Source organism: Psychrobacillus sp. OK028 (assembly GCF_900103605.1).
Classification (GTDB): Bacteria; Bacillota; Bacilli; order Bacillales_A; family Planococcaceae; genus Psychrobacillus.
In genome coordinates this window covers 142,883-161,578 of record NZ_FNHY01000003.1, presented here as the reverse complement: position 1 = coordinate 161,578, position 18,696 = coordinate 142,883, and the positions used below count along the sequence as shown (strand labels likewise).

18 protein-coding genes are annotated in these 18,696 nt (G+C 35.5%); 9 read left to right on the top strand and 9 right to left on the bottom strand.

All coding sequences use genetic code 11. The features are described 5' to 3' along the window. Window positions 1-53 precede the first annotated feature (53 nt). Window positions 54-1,868, top strand: coding sequence for an oligoendopeptidase F (pepF, locus tag BLR36_RS06645; protein ID WP_093060951.1), 1,815 nt, complete (start codon window positions 54-56; stop codon window positions 1,866-1,868). 54 nt (window positions 1,869-1,922) lie between these two features. On the opposite strand, the gene BLR36_RS06640 is transcribed toward pepF, so the two are convergent. Beyond that, window positions 1,923-3,392 carry an MDR family MFS transporter gene (locus BLR36_RS06640; RefSeq protein ID WP_093060950.1) on the bottom strand — a complete coding sequence of 490 codons (1,470 nt, stop codon included), beginning with the start codon at window positions 3,390-3,392 and terminating at the stop codon, window positions 1,923-1,925. A gap of 180 nt (window positions 3,393-3,572) precedes the next feature. Between BLR36_RS06640 and BLR36_RS06635 the strand changes: the two genes are divergently transcribed. Next, window positions 3,573-4,442, top strand: coding sequence for a TetR/AcrR family transcriptional regulator (locus BLR36_RS06635; RefSeq protein WP_093060949.1), 870 nt, complete (start codon window positions 3,573-3,575; stop codon window positions 4,440-4,442). A gap of 12 nt (window positions 4,443-4,454) precedes the next feature. After that, window positions 4,455-4,730, top strand: coding sequence for a hypothetical protein (locus tag BLR36_RS06630; RefSeq protein ID WP_254771344.1), 276 nt, complete (start codon window positions 4,455-4,457; stop codon window positions 4,728-4,730). A gap of 38 nt (window positions 4,731-4,768) precedes the next feature. Here BLR36_RS06630 and BLR36_RS06625 read toward each other — a convergent pair whose 3' ends face one another. Together BLR36_RS06625 and BLR36_RS06620 are read right to left on the bottom strand one after the other, a co-directional pair. Next, window positions 4,769-6,871, bottom strand: a complete 2,103-nt coding sequence (locus tag BLR36_RS06625) for an RNA degradosome polyphosphate kinase (protein WP_093060948.1) — start codon at window positions 6,869-6,871, stop codon at window positions 4,769-4,771. 1 nt (window position 6,872) lies between these two features. Further along, window positions 6,873-8,417 (bottom strand): Ppx/GppA family phosphatase, encoded by a 1,545-nt coding sequence (locus BLR36_RS06620; RefSeq protein WP_093060947.1) that lies wholly within the window; start codon window positions 8,415-8,417, stop codon window positions 6,873-6,875. Between the two features lie 190 nt (window positions 8,418-8,607). Between BLR36_RS06620 and BLR36_RS06615 the strand changes: the two genes are divergently transcribed. Beyond that, window positions 8,608-9,888 carry an MFS transporter gene (locus BLR36_RS06615; protein ID WP_254771355.1) on the top strand — a complete coding sequence of 427 codons (1,281 nt, stop codon included), beginning with the start codon at window positions 8,608-8,610 and terminating at the stop codon, window positions 9,886-9,888. A gap of 37 nt (window positions 9,889-9,925) precedes the next feature. On the opposite strand, the gene BLR36_RS06610 is transcribed toward BLR36_RS06615, so the two are convergent. The 3 genes from BLR36_RS06610 to BLR36_RS06600 all read right to left on the bottom strand — a co-directional run bounded on the left by BLR36_RS06610 (window position 9,926) and on the right by BLR36_RS06600 (window position 12,023). Then, entirely contained in the window at window positions 9,926-10,594 is a 669-nt protein-coding gene (locus tag BLR36_RS06610) for a hypothetical protein (protein WP_093060945.1), read from the bottom strand. A 102-nt stretch (window positions 10,595-10,696) separates the two neighbouring features. Beyond that, window positions 10,697-11,176, bottom strand: a complete 480-nt coding sequence (locus tag BLR36_RS06605; protein ID WP_093060944.1) for a PaaI family thioesterase — start codon at window positions 11,174-11,176, stop codon at window positions 10,697-10,699. A gap of 70 nt (window positions 11,177-11,246) precedes the next feature. Further along, window positions 11,247-12,023 (bottom strand): carbon-nitrogen family hydrolase, encoded by a 777-nt coding sequence (locus BLR36_RS06600; RefSeq protein ID WP_093060943.1) that lies wholly within the window; start codon window positions 12,021-12,023, stop codon window positions 11,247-11,249. Between the two features lie 84 nt (window positions 12,024-12,107). Here BLR36_RS06600 and BLR36_RS06595 point away from each other — a divergent pair, with 84 nt between their 5' ends. After that, complete coding sequence (locus tag BLR36_RS06595; protein WP_093060942.1) at window positions 12,108-13,271, top strand: pyridoxal phosphate-dependent aminotransferase; 1,164 nt, start codon at window positions 12,108-12,110, stop codon at window positions 13,269-13,271. A gap of 253 nt (window positions 13,272-13,524) precedes the next feature. Here the strand turns inward: BLR36_RS06595 and BLR36_RS06590 are convergent, their stop codons facing one another. Next, window positions 13,525-14,241 (bottom strand): tetratricopeptide repeat protein, encoded by a 717-nt coding sequence (locus BLR36_RS06590; RefSeq protein ID WP_175453993.1) that lies wholly within the window; start codon window positions 14,239-14,241, stop codon window positions 13,525-13,527. 213 nt (window positions 14,242-14,454) lie between these two features. Between BLR36_RS06590 and BLR36_RS06585 the strand changes: the two genes are divergently transcribed. The 4 genes from BLR36_RS06585 (at window position 14,455) to BLR36_RS06570 (ending at window position 17,004) form a co-directional block, all read left to right on the top strand. Continuing rightward, complete coding sequence (locus BLR36_RS06585) at window positions 14,455-15,021, top strand: SLOG family protein (RefSeq protein WP_093060940.1); 567 nt, start codon at window positions 14,455-14,457, stop codon at window positions 15,019-15,021. Next, window positions 15,018-15,482, top strand: a complete 465-nt coding sequence (locus BLR36_RS06580) for a hypothetical protein (RefSeq protein WP_093060939.1) — start codon at window positions 15,018-15,020, stop codon at window positions 15,480-15,482. The genes BLR36_RS06585 and BLR36_RS06580 overlap by 4 nt, the downstream gene beginning before the upstream one ends. Window positions 15,483-15,617: 135 nt before the next feature. After that, on the top strand, window positions 15,618-16,250 hold the full coding sequence (locus BLR36_RS06575) for a spore coat protein (protein ID WP_093060938.1): 633 nt from the start codon (window positions 15,618-15,620) through the stop codon (window positions 16,248-16,250). A 91-nt stretch (window positions 16,251-16,341) separates the two neighbouring features. Beyond that, entirely contained in the window at window positions 16,342-17,004 is a 663-nt protein-coding gene (locus BLR36_RS06570; RefSeq protein ID WP_093060937.1) for an HAD family hydrolase, read from the top strand. Between the two features lie 213 nt (window positions 17,005-17,217). Here the strand turns inward: BLR36_RS06570 and hisF are convergent, their stop codons facing one another. Both hisF and hisH read right to left on the bottom strand, forming a co-directional pair. Continuing rightward, window positions 17,218-17,994: an imidazole glycerol phosphate synthase subunit HisF gene (gene hisF / locus BLR36_RS06565; RefSeq protein ID WP_093060936.1), complete on the bottom strand. Its 777-nt coding sequence runs from the start codon at window positions 17,992-17,994 to the stop codon at window positions 17,218-17,220. Between the two features lies 1 nt (window position 17,995). Beyond that, a complete protein-coding gene (hisH, locus tag BLR36_RS06560; protein ID WP_093060935.1) occupies window positions 17,996-18,607 on the bottom strand; it encodes an imidazole glycerol phosphate synthase subunit HisH in 612 nt (203 codons plus the stop codon). Window positions 18,608-18,696 lie beyond the last annotated feature (89 nt).

Below are 18,696 nucleotides of genomic sequence, written 5' to 3'. Positions count from 1 at the left end.
TTTATATATATACTAATATTAGTTCGAAATCCGTAATATTAAGGAGAGATATAATGGTAAACAAAATGCCTAAAAGAGAAGAAGTAAAACTAGAAGAAACATGGAATTTAAAAGACTTGTTTAACACTGAAGACGATTTTGATGTTGCTTTGAAAGAAATTGAGAACAATACGTTAGAGTTTAATAACCGTTTTAAGGGATCCATTCAAAGTGCAAGTGATGTAGTTGAGGCACTGATAGAATATACGAAACTATACGAGAAAATAGTACCAGCTGGTACATTTGCTAGTCTTTCCTTAAGCACTGACCAAACAAATACGGATGCTCAAATGAGAGCGAGTAGATTTGGGTCTCTTTCTGCAAAGGTGAGCAGTCAGCTATCTTTCTTAAACAGTGAGCTTGTAGAATTACCTGACAATACTATCGAAGAAGCAATTTCCATATCTCCAGATCATCAGCTTTACTTAGAAAAGTTACTTAAAAAGAAGAAATTCCAGCTTCATCCTGAAGTAGAAAAAACACTTGCAGCCTACTCTGCTTCTTTTGGAGCGCCATACAAATTGTATGATACAACGAAGATGCTTGATATTAAGTTTGATAACTTCAAAGTAAATGACAAAGAATATCCGCTTAGCTATGTGTCATTCGAGAATGACTGGGAAGCTGAATCAGACACTGAAAAAAGAAGAGCAGCATTCGAAGCCTTTTCTAAAAAGTTAAAAGAATATGAGCATACAACAGCTAAAACATACGATATGCATTTACAAATGGAAAAAACTACTTCAGATATACGAGGCTATGACTCTATTTATGATTACTTATTATTCAACCAAGAGGTAGATCGTTCCTTATATAACAGACAAATCGATTTAATCACGAAAGAACTTGCACCTCATATGCGAAAATACGCAAAATTACTTCAAAAAGAACACGGCTTGGAGAAGATGACGTTTGCGGATTTAAAAATATCTCTAGATCCAACATATGAACCTACAATTTCTGTGGATGAATCTAAAAAGTATATTGATGATGCCCTTTCAGTGATGGGAGAAGAATATATCGAAATGGTCAACCGCGCATATGAAGAACGTTGGATTGATTTCCCACAAAACGTTGGAAAATCAACAGGCGCTTTTTGTTCTAGCCCGTACGGAAGTCACCCATATATTCTCATTTCCTGGTCTAGCCGGATGAATGAAGTCTTTGTTCTTGCGCATGAATTAGGTCATGCTGGTCATTTCTTTTATGCAAACAAAGAGCAAAACATCTTCAATGCTCGCCCATCGTTATATTTCATCGAAGCCCCTTCCACGATGAATGAAATGCTCGTGGCGAATCACCTACTGAAAAATTCGGATGATCCTAAATTTAAACGATGGGTCATTTCTTCTATAGTAGCCCGTACGTATTATCATAATTTTGTAACTCATCTGTTGGAAGCAGCGTATCAACGTAAAGTTTATGACCGCATTGATCAAGGATTGAATGTAAATGCACAAATTCTAAACGAATATAAACGAAGTGTGTTAGAAGAATTTTGGGGAGATACGGTAGAAATCACGGAGGGTGCTGAGCTTACTTGGATGCGCCAACCACATTATTATATGGGGTTATATCCATACACTTATAGTGCTGGTTTAACTATTTCTACACAGGTATCTAAAAGAATTTTAGAAGAAGGCCAAACTGCTGTGGATGAGTGGACGGAAGTATTGAAAGCTGGTGGGACTAAAACTCCTGTAGAGCTTGCAAAAATGGCAGGTGTCGACATTACGACAGATGAACCGTTAAAAGATACAATTGCTTATATAGGCTCACTAATCGATGAGTTGGAATCTTTAACAGAGGAAATAAATCAAAAGTCTTAAACATATAAAAAAAGCACCTGCAATTCGCAAGTGCTTTTTATTTTTTCTACATTTCTATTGTCTTTTAGATATATCCACTCGTTTTACAAATAGTGATAGCACTAAAGCGACAACTGTAACAAACGTAGCGATTAAGAAAGTGAAATTAATTCCCTCTAACATTGCTTGCGCACCAATTTGGGCTTTGAACTGCTTTAATGCATCCGCTGCAGTTGGCACATTACCTGCTTTAAGTGCCTCTTCAAACAAACTAGCACCTTTCGATTCCATTCGAGCATTCATAATAGTGATGAATATCGCAGAACCTATAGCACCTGATACTTGCTGTAACGTATTATTTACTGCGGTACCATGTGGATTCATCTTCATTGGTAATTCATTCAAACCATTCGTCATTATAGGCATCATTACCATAGACATCCCGAACATGCGTATCGTATAAATAATCATAATGTAATAATAATCTGAATGAGCGGTGAAATTACTCATCATATACGTTGCAACCGCAGTAATTATTAAACCGATTATCGCTAAGGAGCGAGCTCCATATTTATCAAACAATTTCCCGGTAACCGGCGACATTAAACCCATTGCCAGTGCACCCGGAAGCATTAACAAACCAGAATCTAACGGTGTAATACCACGTATAGTTTGCACATACAACGGTGTTAAAATCATACCAGAAAACATTGCTGCAGAAACTACTACTGAAATAATAGATGATAAAGCAAACATTGGATATTTATAAATACGTAAATTTAACAATGGTTCATTTAGCTTTAATTGTCTCAGGACAAAAATCACAAGTCCAATTACACCAATTGCAATCGTACTATATACAATTGGCGCATCCCAGCCTTTACTTCCTGCAGTACTGAACCCATATAACAAGCCACCAAAAGCAATGGTCGATAAGCCAAGTGATAAACCATCAAGTTTCATATCACTATTTGGTGTAATATTTTTTAGTTTAAAAATAGCGAATATCAATACTATTACTGCTAATGGTAATATTAGTTCAAACAACACTCTCCAGCTATAGTGTTCAATGATGAAACCAGACAATGTTGGACCGATTGCTGGGGCCATAATCATAACTAAACCAAATAGCCCCATCGCTGTCCCTCTTCGCTCTATAGGGAACGCAGTCAGCATAACATTCATAAGTAACGGCATCATTACGGCTGATCCTGCCGCCTGAATCATGCGAGCCAAAATAAGCACCCAAAATTCTGGCGCGATTGCAGCTAAAAATGTACCTACTGAAAATAATGTCATTGCGGTAATAAATAGTTTTCTATTGGAAAACTTAGTTACAAAATACGCACTAGCTGGTATTAAAATACCATTTATAAGCATATATCCAGTTGTTAACCATTGTACAACAGAAGGTTCGACTTTAAATTCAGTCATAATCGTAGGTAATGCAACGTTTAATAACGTATTATTTAAAAAAGCTATGAATGCTCCAACAAATAGGATAGCAATCATGGCATATGGTGGTTTATGTTGCGTTTCGTTCATTCTCTTTTATCCTCCTAATATTTTGGGACTATAATTACACGGGCTACACTACTTTGAACATTTTATACCCTCAGTCCAAAAAATGCAATAAGGAAAAACGCTTACATCTTAAATTTATTGATTTAACGGGATTTGTTTTGTATTATAATATTTAGACTTCAAGTACAAAGGTGTGTAATTATGAAGAATAGAAAGCATAAGGTATTATTGACTGCTCAAAAATTGTTTATAGAAAAAGGCTTCGCCGCCACTTCTGTTCAAGACATTATTAATGAAAGTAAAATATCGAAAGGTACATTTTACAATTACTTTTCGTCAAAAAACGAATGTATTATCGCTATTATAGATAACGCTAAGGAAGAAACTGACCTCAAACGGAGAGAATTATTAATTCATCAAGATGTAACAAATAAAGAAATATTAATACAACAATTGATCGTACGTATGGACGTATACAAAGAACGAAATTTAGTTCCAATCTTTTTAGTTATCTTCCACTCGCAAGATTCCGAGCTGAGGAACATTATTAAGAAAAATCATTACGAAGAAGTAAAATGGTTATCAAAAAGAATAGTTGATGTTTATGGAGCACAATCACGGAAATATTCAGTGGATAGTGCTATCTTGTTATTAGGAATGATACAACAAATGCAGCATCCATGGACTGTAAAGTCTAAGGAGATCACTTCAAAGGAATTAGTAACTTATGTAATGAAACGAATTGATTCACTGATGCCTAAATTGATGGAAGCTGAAGAAGTTCTTATCGATTCATTTGTTTTTAATCATTATTATGATGAAGTACGAATTACAAAAGAACATGTAATTCAACTATTGGAGAATTTCAAACAAGCAAATAAAAAGGAAATGAATTTTTCGGAATTAGAGATGATTAACTTTATCTTGGAGGAACTTAAAAACAATAGCCCTAGAAAATTTTTATTGGAAGCTGTCGTAAATAGTTTTTCGAATACGATGAAAAACACTGCTCAATCAATAGAGATTAAAGAAATATCTTCGAATTTATGGCAGGTAATTGATTCTCTTTAAGGAGGTTTTGATTTGAAAAACAAAGTGATTGAACAATACGAAGCAGATGAAAATATAATGATTCAAATTTATGTGCAGTGGTGCGCTAACCATGATATAGATCCTCTTGAGCTTTACCAAAATGCATATCCAAATCAAGCTTCCAATGAGATTTTGATTGAACTAAAAGAAAATACAGAAAAACACGCTTTAGATGTTGATACAGAAGCAGTTATGTATTTTCTACAGTTATTCGGGAACGATGATTTAGCTTTCGAGGTTTCCAAAGTAGCAGATACTTTCAAATAAAGAGCTGTACCCCAAATAGTTGTTGGGTACAGCTCTTTTTAATCCTCTGGTATATGCATTAGTGACTTTTCTAGTAATATTTGTTGGCTGTTTATTTTTGGTTCCTCGGCTACCTTATAATGATACTTACCATGTTCATCCTGCACTCGTGCTTTGGCAGTATCTTGCAATTCCAAATCCATAATGTCCATTATTCTTTTTTTGATAGGTGGTGATAAAACTGGAAATAAAATTTCTACCCGTTTCACCATATTTCTTGTCATCATATCCGCTGATGACAGATATAATCTCGAAGCACCATTGCGATGGAACCAATAAATTCTCGAATGCTCCAAAAATCTCCCTACAATGCTGGTGACAGTTATATTTTCACTTACTCCAGGTATTTGAGGCAGCAAACAGCATGTTCCCCTTACAATCATATCGACTTTTACCCCAATAGAGGATGCTTCGTACAGCTTTAATATTAAATCTTTATCCGTTAAAGAATTCATCTTAAGCTTTATATGTCCATTTCCAAATGCCTGGTGATACTCAATTTCTTCATCTATTAAACTTAAAAATTTATCACGTATATCATATGGTGAAACAACTAATTTGTCGTAATTTGGTTTATCTGTATAGCCGCTAAGAAAATTAAAAAATTGAGTAGCATCCGAACCGATTTTTTTGTTCGCTGTTATTATTCCCATATCTGTATAAATTCTTGCTGTTTGATCGTTATAGTTTCCAGTTCCCAAGTGTACATATTGCTCAATTTTGTTATTCCGTCTACGAACCACTAAAGTAATTTTTGAATGTGTTTTTAAATTATGGATTCCATAAATAACAAGACAGCCCGCCTTCTCTAACTCTTTTGCCCACTGCACATTATTTTCTTCATCGAACCGAGCCTTTAATTCAACTAAAACAGTCACCTGTTTTCCATTTTCTGCAGCTCGCTTTAACGCAAGTATTACGGGAGAATTCCCACTGACTCGATACAATGTTTGCTTAATAGCTAAAACAGAGGGATCGTCTGCTGCTTTTTCGATAAAGTCTATAATTGGTTGAAAGGATTCATATGGATGATGAAAAAACAAATCCTGTTTCTGTACTTTATCAAAGATATCTTCATCACTAGCTATATCCAAAGGCGGCTGGGGGATGAAAGGTTCATAGAATAGCTCCGTATATTTTCCTTCAAATGTTTTAATAAAGGAAAATAAAAAAGTCGTATCTAATGGTCCATCTACTTTATATACATCCTCAGAAGATATTTCTAGCTCATCTAGTAAATAATTTAGGAGTTTGGGTTTTATTTCACTTAACTTAACTTCTAACCTACTAACCGCTCCCCATTTTCGCTTCTTTAACTCTTTTTCAATTTCAATAAGTAAATCGCGAGCACCTTCTTCATGAATAGTTAAATCTGCATTGCGTGTAATTCGGAAAGGATTAGCATGCTTCACATGGAAGCCATGAAACAGCTTTGAAATATGCTCAATGATGACATCCTCTAATAGCACTGCCACAAATGAACCATCCTCTGTAGTAACTTGGATGAATCGTTTTAAGACAGAAGGTACCTGAACAATTGCGATTTTATTTTGTTCCATTTGGTTATCCTGATGATCTTCTATCATTACTAAAATATTCATTGTTTTACTTAATAATATTGGAAATGGACGATAAGCGTCTACCGCAATTGGTGTTAAAACAGGAAATATTTCTTCTTCAAATAGCTTTTCCATTTCCTTCTTTTGAGCATTTGACAATTCAGCATACTTAACTAAAGAAATACCTTGCTCTGGTAGTTGCTCTTCCATGAGCTCTTTATAAATTTTCATTTGTCTACTTACTAATTCCTTGGTGATAGACGCGATTTTGTTTAACTGCGCTTTAGGTGTAAGTCCAGCTTTGTTTTCAGGTTTGTTGAATCCAGCCCTCACCTGATCTTGTAATCCAGCAACTCGAACCATAAAAAACTCATCTAAATTCGAACTAAAAATAGCTAAAAATTTTAAGCGTTCCAGCAATGGATTCGTTTTATCTTCGGCTTCCTCAAGCACTCGTTCATTAAAAGCGAGCCAGCTTATTTCCCTGTTATTATAATAGGCATAGTCGTTAAAAGGATGTTTTTCTACTTTACTGTCACTCATCTCACAGTTCCTCCATGTCTACAAACGTCAACTTCACTTCTACCTGAACTATTTTTTCTATATGTTTTTTTAATTTATCTGCTTGATATTGCTCTAATAAATAATTTCCAACAACTGAGAAGGCGAATTCTAGTATGTTGTCAGATTTCTTTATGGATACATCTTTTATATGGGATCTCCCGAGTATATCCATGCCTTTCGTAAAGCGAATTAAAGCACCAATGTCACGCAGCTGCTTTGTTTCAGCATTAGTAATAATATGTTGGAAAGGTTCTATATATTGTTTAAAAGTATCTTTATTTTTATATGAAGATAATAAGGCAAGTTTCAATCGGTCTTTATTAGAAATCCCATCGATTGTCAAATTTGTTATTAGATAAAAAGTATGCTGACTGAACGCATCTTGGTCTATTTCTTTCCCGATGTGAAATAATTGGAAAGCATATCGAAGTAGTTCTTTGTTATTTAGTGGAGTAATATAGCCCCACTGTGCAAACGTATCATATATAGAAGAAAATATTTCGTACAAATGAAGAGATTTTTCTTCCTTTACATGAAATTTTCCTAATAGATGTCGTATAGCATTTAAACTCACCTTATTCTCATCAAAATCAGCTGGAAACTGTTTTATTAGCTGGGCTAAAATTACGCCTTCCCGCAATCCTTTTTTACTATATATAAATGACGTACCTTGTACAATATCCATAAATACGCGAAACGTTTCTAATGCAGGCACGATGATATCCGCACGATCACTTGAAAGACCATCTATTTTCTTTAAACCTTCCAATGAAGCGTTGGAAAAGCCATAGCTAAGCTCCTGTAAATCTGTTCTACTTAACTCGTGCTGATGTATTCCATGCAACGAATAGTTTTTACGTTGCTGATCAACCTGCGCTATATTACGAGCACTCCCTCCGATAGCGATAATTGGTACTTGTAAATTATGTAACCACACAAGTGATTGAAATTGTTCCCTAACATATTCAATAAGATTTTCTTTTTCATTTTTTGTAATTAAACTGCCTGTTATGAATTTCTTTTTTAGCGAAACTGCTCCAAAGGGAAAACTATGTAAAAACTTTATTTCTTTATTTTCAAAATAGGTAATCTCGGTACTTCCTCCACCCATATCAACCGTTACAGCTGTTGGAATATTGGTAGAATGAATTACCGCTAAATATCCGTATTCCGCTTCTTCTTTTGCAGAAACCAAGGTAATCATAATTCCTGTTTGTTTTTTTGCCCGTTGTATTATACTTTCACGATTGTTTGCCTGCCTAATTGCAGCTGTAGCAGCTGCAAACACATCGGTTACATGGATATCATTTAATATTTTATTAAATTTCAATAACGTTTCAATTAATATATGTTGACCCTCTTCAGTCAAGTTTCCTTTTTCATCAATATGCATACTTAAGCGAGCAACCGTTTTAAAATTGTAATGCTCTATTAAACCTTCTGCTTGGCTATAGCTAAAAACTACTAGTCGAATAGAGTTAGATCCTATATCTATTATCGCTTTTTGCTTACTATAAGTTTCCATAAAATCTACTCCTTCATATATAGTTTATTACTTATATGTCCCCTAAAATGTTAAAAGTATGTAAATTTCAAATCGCATTAGTAAAATGTTGATTTAATATTGTAAATTTTGAATTATTTTTATGAATTAATATACTATCAAAGATTTTTTTCATGTACAATAATGGATAACAATGGTAGGAAGGATGAATATCTTGAAAAAATTCACAAAAGAAGAGAATAGCTGGTCTCTTTATGATTGGGGCTCTTCCGCGTATTCAATCACTATTACTACAGCTGTTTTTCCTATCTTTTACAAGGCATCGGCAACTGCTGGAGGTGTAGATGCAGCAGATTCCACTGCTTATCTAGGATATACGATTGCAATTTTTACTTTTATACTTGCTTTACTAGGTCCGATTTTAGGTACAATTGCAGACTATCGCGGAATGAAAAAGAAATTTTTCACATTTTTCTTTGTATTAGGCGTTACATTTACTGCTATGCTCGCATTCGTACCATTTGAAAATTGGCTATTATTATTAATCTTTTATACACTTGCTGCGCTAGGTGCAACGGGAGCAAATGTCTTTTACGACGGCTTTATCGTTGACGTCACAACCAACAAACGTATGCACAAGGTTTCAGCTCGTGGATATAGTCTTGGCTATATAGGTTCAACCATTCCATTTTTACTTAGTATCGTCATCATTTTGTTAGCTGGTAAAGAAATAATTCCTATTTCCACCACAAACGCAAGCCGAATTGCATTCTTGATCACTGCAGCTTGGTGGGTGATATTCTCCATCCCCATGTTCAAAAATGTGAAACAAATACACTTTATCGAAAAGGATGGAAATTTAGTCGTAGAAGGCTTTAAAAGACTAGGAAATACGTTTAAAGAAATAAGACAATACCGGACTTTATTTTTATTTTTAATCGCTTACTTTTTTTATATTGATGGCGTAGGAACGATTATCTCTATGTCTACAGCATATGGATCAGATTTAGGGTTGAGTGCTGAGAGCTTACTAATTGTGTTATTTGCCACTCAGGTTGTCGCTGCTCCATTTGCTATATTATACGGAAAACTAGCTACTAAATTTTCTGAGAAGAAAATGCTTTATGTGGGAATCATTGTTTACATTATCGTGTGTACGTATGCATTTTTCTTAGATACAATTGTAGATTTTTGGATTTTAGCGATGCTCGTAGCTACTTCTCAAGGTGGTATACAAGCGCTTAGTAGATCCTATTTCGGTAAACTAGTTCCAAAAGAAAATTCCAATGAGTTTTTTGGGTTTTATAATATATTCGGTAAGTTTGCGTCCATTCTGGGACCATTACTAGTAGGGGTTACCGCTCAAATAACCGGAAATTCAGCTTACGGTGTATTTAGTTTAGTAATTCTTTTCATTATCGGTTTCATCATTTTAACAAGAGTGCCTGAACCGAAAGAAGCACCCCCTGTCGATGTAGTAGCAAACTCTTAAGTTCTTTAGGCATACTAGATTTTAGTATGCCTATTATTTATTTAACATAAAGTTGTTTTTTTAGTAGACGACGCTTCGTCCAGATTAATGTGAAAATAAGAAAAAGTTCAAAGGCATTTGTCACTGCTCCACTTTCTATATTTATAGGTACAGCACTTCCTATAGTCATCACTACAGCACCGATAAAAAATACTGGCCATTTTGTTTTCTTCCACAAAATCGCGCTAGCAACAATAAGGATGACTGTAACTAAAAGCACCATAATTGGAGGTCCGGTTGCTTCTTCTACGTTCGAATAGCTTACAACGCCATATTCTTTCACTACTTCGAGTTCCAAGCCAATTACCTCTGTAGAAAATTCTAATACTATTAAACATAACGTATAAATTAATCCTACGATAACTAACCATTTCTTCCTAGCCCAGGTGATACCGCTTTCCCGTAATGTTCCAACAGAATACATAACAAGCAATGGTGTGATTAAAGCATGTAAGCAAAAACGAGCAAAGTTTAAGCTTTCCAATAATTCACCTTCTCCAATCCACTTACCTGTTGCGAGTATTGCATTATCATAGATTAGAAGGAGAATGACAATATAAATTACACTCGTCCATTTCTTTAAATCGTACTTTCTTATTCCATTTAATCCCCATATTAATAATGCGGTATACAATACTGCATACATAATATATAAAAACATATCCATGAAATCTCCTCCTTTTCATTTTATCCCCAAATTATCAAGTTTCTAATCTCAGAAAATAAAAGAACCTGTGATAAAAACTAATTATCACAGGTTCATATTTATCTATTGTTTACCAAAAGTTGCAGGCATTAACACTGCAATCACTTCACCTCGTGCACAAAGCTCGTCTCCCGCGAAAACTTCTGTAGTCACTTTAAATTTTTTTGGATGAATTTCTTCCACTTGACCAACTGCTTTTAACACAACCTTTTGTGGTGTTGGTTTTAAGAAATCTACATGCAACGAACCTGTTACAAAACGAGGAGGCGTCACCCCGCTACCTGGTTCAAAGCCGTTCTTTCTATGTAGTGCAAGTGAAGCAGAACCGGTTCCATGACAGTCGACTAATGCCCCAATTAGTCCTCCATATACAAAACCAGGAATTGCAATATGTTCTTCCTTTGGCATGTAAATCGTTACTGTCTGTTCCCCATCCCAAGCTGTACGGAAATGATGCCCTTCTTTGTTCATCCTCCCGCAGCCATAGCACCATGCAAAATCCTCTGGATACTCATCTTGAATCGCGTGAATTTTTTCTACCATTATTAAATTCCCCCTTTAGGAAACCATACAAAAAAGCCATCAGTACGTCAACATAGATAGACATATTCTATTAATATATATCCACTCTTCGATCTTGAAATACAGGAATTCTGTTTCTTACTTCCTCCACCTCATCTATGTTAATATCCACTACACCGATCGTTTCCTCGTCAGTTCCAACCCAAAGAACCTCTCCCCAAGGTGCTATCACCATCGAGTTACCGTTAAAGGAATTATTCGGATCGTCCCCAACGCGATTTACCGCAACGATGAAACATTGATTTTCAATTGCGCGAGCCTGTAATAATATTTTCCAATGATCCACTCTTGTTGCTGGCCATTGTGCAGGGACAAAAATGACTTTTGCGCCAGCCAATGAATGTACTCGGAACCACTCTGGAAAACGTAAATCATAACAAATAACTCCACCCATTTTTACATCATTTAGCGTGAAAATATTTTTATTGGTTCCAGCTTTTAAGTATAGATGCTCATCCATCAATTTAAACAAATGTGCTTTATCGTATTCAGAAATAAGTTCTCCAATACTATTTACGATGTACATCGTATTATAGAATTGGTTGTCTTTTTTCGTTGAAACGGAGCCACCGATAATATGAATATGCAATTCTTTTGCTAAACGACTTAGAAGACTTTTCGTTTGTCCTCCGTCCACATCGGCTAATTCGTCTAGACGATCCAGATCGTAAGCAGTGTTCCACATTTCAGGTAACACAACGACTTCCGCATTTAACATGGCTGCTTTTCGAATCTTCTCTTCAACTTTTTTGAAATTTTCTTGAGGGTTCCCATAAGCTATATTTAACTGAACACAAGCAATTCTCATCTCGACACTCCTATAGACATAATACTAAAAAGGTTATAAGATTTTACTAACAAATGCAACTTATTAGAAAACGAGGTTATGTCCATGGAATTTTCAAATCGTTTAAAAAATCTGCCTCCTCAATTTTTTGCTACGCTAGTAAAAAAAGTAGGAAACGCAGTTCAAGAAGGTAGAGATGTTATTAATTTAGGTCAAGGTAATCCCGATCAGCCGACACCGAATCATATTGTACAAGCACTACAAGAAGCAGCAGCCAACCCGCTAAATCATAAATATAGCCCGTTTCGTGGAACGAGCGATTTTAAAAAAGCGGCAGCAAATTTCTATAAAAGAGAATATGACGTTGATATTGATCCTGAAACGGAGGTCGCAATATTATTCGGAACAAAAATTGGGTTAGTAGAGCTTCCATTAGCATTAATGAATGAAAAAGATTTAATGCTACTACCAGACCCTGGTTATCCCGACTACTTATCTGGAGTAAATTTGGCAAATGTCGAGTTTAACACAATGCCATTACTAGAGGAGAATGATTTCCTTCCAGACTACAGTTCATTAACAGAAGAGCAAAAACAAAAAGCGAAACTAATGTATTTAAATTACCCTAATAATCCAACTGGTGCCATTGCTAATAAAGAGTTTTTCGAAGAAACTGTTAGACTCGCAAAAGAAGAAGATATTGCTGTTGTCCACGATTTTGCATATGGCGGGATAGGTTTTGATGGTTTGAAGCCAGTCAGCTTTTTACAGGCCGATGGTGCAAAAGAAGTTGGCATTGAGATGTATACCCTTTCCAAAACGTATAATATGGCTGGCTGGAGAGTAGGATTTGCCGTGGGAAATGCTAAAATGATTGAAGCGATTAATATTATTCAAGACCATTTATTTGTTAGTCTCTTCCCCGCCGTTCAAGATGCGGCAACTGTGGCTTTGAATGAAAGTCAGCAATGTGTAAGAGAATTGGTCGATTTATATGAACGTCGTAGAAAGGCGCTTATCGAATCATGCCATCAAATAGGTTGGAATGTAAGTGCGCCAAAGGGTTCTTTCTTCGCATGGTTACCTGTTCCTGCAAATTACACAAGTGAAGAGTTCGCAAATTTACTGTTGAACGAAGCAGATGTAGCAGTTGCTGCTGGTAATGGGTTTGGCGAGTACGGCGAAGGATATATTCGAGTCGGTCTATTAGTCGATGAAGATCGATTGAAAGAAGCAATAATGCGTATCGGAAAACTTAATTTATTTTAAAAATTGTAGTTCTTTTATAAATCCTGTGGTCTTTATCCGATTACAATCATCCGTGGGAGATGAATAATTGGTTTTATGGGCTATAATAGCCGGTTTATGGGCTATAATGATGTATTTAAGGGCTAATTAAAAGTATTTATGGGCTATCTAATGCGTGGTAGAGCTAAATAAGTAGGTTTATGGGCTATTTCCACCAATTTAAGGGCTATAAAGCTGATGAAAAAAAAGACCGGTTGCACTCACTGCAATCGGTCTAAATTAATGGTTGTAATAAGGTCCAAATAACTTTAGCTTCCTCCGGACTATCCGGCGTAATTGCCGCAGAATTTGGATAAGTAGAAACGGGTGCTTTTGTCCGATAATAGTTCGCTACATATGCATTATCTTCGCTTGCTAACTCAAATGCATCTTGTGTTTCCTTCGAGAAAAAGCCTTTCTTTTTCTCGATTGTCCATCTGAACCAGCTAAAAAATGCATTGTCGGAATCCTGATAATGACTCATTAGACTTTCCGCTTCCTCTATTCTGTTTGAAGCGATTAATGTTGCAACTGCTGGATATCGAACACCTTGATGGTCGGCTGGATTTAGTTGCAAAATTTTGTTAAACAAATCGAATGCTTCCTTAAAATCCTGCTTCTCAAAACACCATAAGCCATATTTAAATAAGGCTCTTAAATAAGGTCGGTTCGGTAAATAACCCCATACTGCTTCAAAATTGGGATCTAATTGCTGCTCCCCAATTTGAATTGCTTGCTTAAACAATACTGGTTTCTCTGTATCATCAACATACTCGGTTCTCAACAAAATAGCATCTACATTTAGTTTATCCAATAAATAAGCTAGTTTCATAGAGTTTTCTCTTAAAGGACCAGCGGCGCTATATGCTTCATACGCATATTTTTGGGAAGCTTCTTTATCATCCTTTGGTATATACTCTTTTTCTCTATAGATATCAATATATCTACTCATCTCTTTTTCATTCTTTATCGAAATTTGGCTGAGATGCATTCCCATTTTCCAATTCGCAAATGTCTACAACCTCATTGTAATTTGTAAACCAAATAAGAATACTAGGGAGTTCCCTTTTAGTTGGTTATTTTACGCTATTCCTTAATCATCTCTCCTAGAATTGGCGATAACATGCTATGATGAAAGAAGACGTTTTAATAAGTTGGTGATAATATAATGAAAAGATTGTTAGTTACAGGCTATAAAGCACATGAATTAGGTATATTTAATGATTCACATGCAGGAATTCCAATCATTAAAAAAGCACTTGAAAATCAAATACGAGTGTTATTAGATGAAGGATTAGAATGGATTATTCTAGGTGGTCAACAAGGTTTAGAAACATGGACTGCCGAACTAATTCTTGAACTTAAGGATGAATATCCACATCTAAAATATGCTATTATTACCCCGTTTTTGGAGCAAGAAAAAAATTGGAATGAGCAAAAGAAAGAAAAGTATGAGCGGCTCTTAATGCAAGCGGATTATCATACAAGTGTTACGAAAAAACCGTATGAGGCTCCCTGGCAATTTGTTGAGCGCAATAAATTCGTTATTCGCAACACAGATGGTATGCTAATCGTATATGATGAAGAAAATGAGGGCTCACCAAAGTTTATTAAAAAACTAGCTGAGCAATACGCTGAAAAAAATAATTATCGATTGATTATTATCGATGCATACAATTTACAAGTAGTAGCAGAAGAATTAGCTGAAGAGGAAAGGAATCAATTTCTATGAATACAAAACAAGCAGAAAACTTATTTAACGAAGCCATTATTGAGCGATACAACAAAGAGACTGATGAACTAATAGCAAAAGAAACGAAGGAATTTTTACAAAACCCTTTAACATTTTATAAAGAACATTTACAGGAGTATACTTTTTTAGAAACTAAAGTATTAGATGATGTCAGTGTGGATGCAATTGCAGTTGAATACGACGAAGTATTTGAAGTGTACACTGCAATGTTTGGTTTATTCATTCAAAAAAAATATACAAATGAACTTAGAGCTTTTTTAGATGAGCATTACAATCCCGAGAAAGTGCAATATAGTATGATGTTTGCTGGCAATGAAGGATTATGGGAAATAAATCTACCGATCAATTATTTAAAAGGATACGATGATTCCTTCACGATTGAGGATGTGTACCAATTTTTATACACATTAATCTTTAAGCTCGTAGCGAGTATAAAATAAATTTAAACGTCAAACAATCCCAAAGCAAGAAAGCGGGGATTGTTTTTTATTTCGCTTATCTTGCATATTATGAACGATTTTGTCCATGCTACAAAGGATGTTTCATCACATTTTCTACAAGGAGGAAAAATTAAAATGACACAAAACCCTTTCGGACAAGGTCAAGGTCAAACTCATCAAAATATGCAAACTGGCAATATTGCACAAAACATGAATCATGGTGGTCATGAAGCTTTTGACGTCCATGAGGTTTTATCAACAGTTGTATCTGGATTAAACTTAAAAACGCTTCTACGTCCACATGTGAAGGACCAAGAATTGCTTTCTATTTTAGATCGACAACATGCTTTTGCATTAGACGAATATAATATTACTGTAGAATGCTTTAAAACAGGTGCAGATCCATCTCACCCTACTACTAGCTATAAAATGCAAACTGGAAATGATTTTATATACGGGGTTAAACCTTCACAGCCCAAAAAACCTATCCAATCAGCCAACGAACTTTCGGACGAGCTAATTTCTGGATACCTTCTTGGAGCTGCTAAAGCCGCTGCAACTATTAAAACTGCCGCTGCCTTAGAAACAACGAATCCTGTTGTTCGCCGAGTACTTGCTGACTCTATTCCAAACTGTATTGAAATGGCTTATGAGCTTTCCATTTATCAAAACAAGCACCATTATTATCAGGTTCCACAGCTCGATCAACAAAGTATGCAAGCAATGTTGAACTCATTTGCTCCTGCTCAAGGGAAAATGATGAGTTAAATAGTTAACCTCGCCCCTTTTATCGGGGCGATTTTTTGTTCATTCATGTATAATAATTTATATATTATTATTTATGAAAAGGGTGAAATGTATGCGAGTAGCAATTTTTGATTTTGATGGGACAATCTATGCAGAAGAAACATTTACATTACTGATGAAGCATCTAAAAGAACATCCTACCTATCGTTCATCCTATAAACGTTTTTATCGTGCAATAGTACCGCCGTACATAGCACACAAGCTTAAAATATATCCTTCTAGCAAAATGAAAAAGCGTTCCATGCAGCTTTATTTAGAAGCGTTTGAAGGTCTTACCAAGCTGGAAATGGATGTATACTTCGAAGAAATCAGAACTAAAATGCAGCAGGATTTTAATAACAATGTGTTAGAAAGATTAAAGCTTCATCAACAGGAAAACGTACATATTCTCCTTGTATCTGGTGCTTATACACAGTTTTTAGAGCGTGTGACTGATGGTATTGTATTCAATCAAATAATTGGAACCGAAATATTCTATCAGGATGACAAAGTTTATACAAAAACTGAGATCACGCATATTAATGGAGAACAAAAAAGACTTAAGGTGCAGGAAGCCTTGAAAGGTCACCAAATAGATTGGGATAACAGCTATGCATATGGGGATAGTTTTTCAGATATGCCAGTTCTCGAGCTAGTCGGAAATCCTGTCGCTGTAAGACCCGAAGAAAAGCTCCAGAAACTAGCTAGTGAGCGTGGTTGGGAGATTATGAACTAAGAAATCTATTAAGGTGGAGTCACTGATCCAATCTATTCGAAAACCGACAGATTGTTTATGGAAATCGAACGATTATTCATGCTATTTGACCGATTTTCAGTAGGATTCCATCGATTGTTCCATCTATTCGACCGATTAACTATTGTATTCGTCCGATTCATTACTTTAAGCTGTAAAAATGATCTAGCCTTAACTAAGGCTAGGTCATTTCTATTAGGTAAGACGCACATTAATATTTTTAGTTTGCAAGTAGGATTTGATTTCACCAATTGTATAATCACCGTAGTGAATCATAGATGCCACTAATGCAGCGTCAGCTTTCCCTTCTGAGAATACTTCTTCAATGTGTTCAATTTTTCCTGCTCCTCCGGAAGCAATTATGGGGATATTTACTTTTTCTGACAATAACTTTATAAGTGCTACATCATAGCCATTTTTCATGCCGTCTTTATGGATACTTGTACAAATTATTTCACCAGCACCTAGCTCAGCTGCTTGCTGTGCCCATTCCACAACATCTAATCCAGTTTTCTCATAACCAGAGTGTGTGTAAACTTCCCATCGAATAATTTCTTCATTATCATTATAAATTGGCATAGCATCCAAACCTAGAACGACGCATTGTTTTCCGTAAATATCAGCAGCTTCTTTGAGTAATTCTGGACGCTGAACAGCTGCGGAGTTTACGCCTACTTTATCAGCTCCAGCTCTAAGCAGATTTTTGAAGTCTTCTACCGTACGAACTCCTCCGATTACTGAAAAAGGAATATTTACTTGCTCAGCTACTCGCTGAATCCATTCCAGTTTCAGATCTTGGTTTTTCAACGATGCTGTAGTATCTAGATAAATTAATTCATCCGCACCATCTTCGGTATACTTTTTACCAAGTTCCGCAGGATCCCCTATAATAGTAGGATTTCTAAATTGAACATATTTCACAGCTTGATCATTTAATACATCAATAGCTGGTACAATTCGTTTTCTTAACATATTATTTATCTCCTTGTTTACAGTAATTATCTAAGAGCTGAATCCCATATTTACCGCTTTTTTCTGGGTGAAATTGTACGCCCATCACTTGTGAATTACCAATTACCGAAGCAAAATTTATACCATAATTTGTTTCACCTAAGATATCTTTCTGATTCTCTGGTTTTGCAAAATAGGAATGAACAAAATAGAAATCCGTTTCATCTGGAATATTTTCAAATAGAAAATGATTTTGAACATCTTTCACTTGATTCCAGCCCATATGCGGAATTTTCTCCGACACATCAGTAAATTCAGGTACAGTTCCTTTTAGAAATCCAAGACAAGGCACATTCCCCTCTTCGCTCTTTTCTAGTAAAAGTTGCATCCCAAGGCAAATACCCAATAGTGGAGTCCCTTCTGAAACTCTTCCATTTAAATAATCACTTAGACCGGTGCTATTTAAAACATCCATAGCCACTTTGGCATTTCCAACCCCTGGAAGGATCAACCTAGTAATCTCATCGGTATGATCACTTGCTTTCGTAATGAGTTTCGTATTATAACCAAGCTGTTTAATCGCTTTTAAAACACTATGTAAATTCCCTGCTCCATAATCAATAATTCCAATCATGTAATTGCCCCCAATATCGTTATGTTTCTATTATGCCATCTGATGATGAAAAATAAAACAAAAACTTTAGTGCACTAGCACAGTAAAAA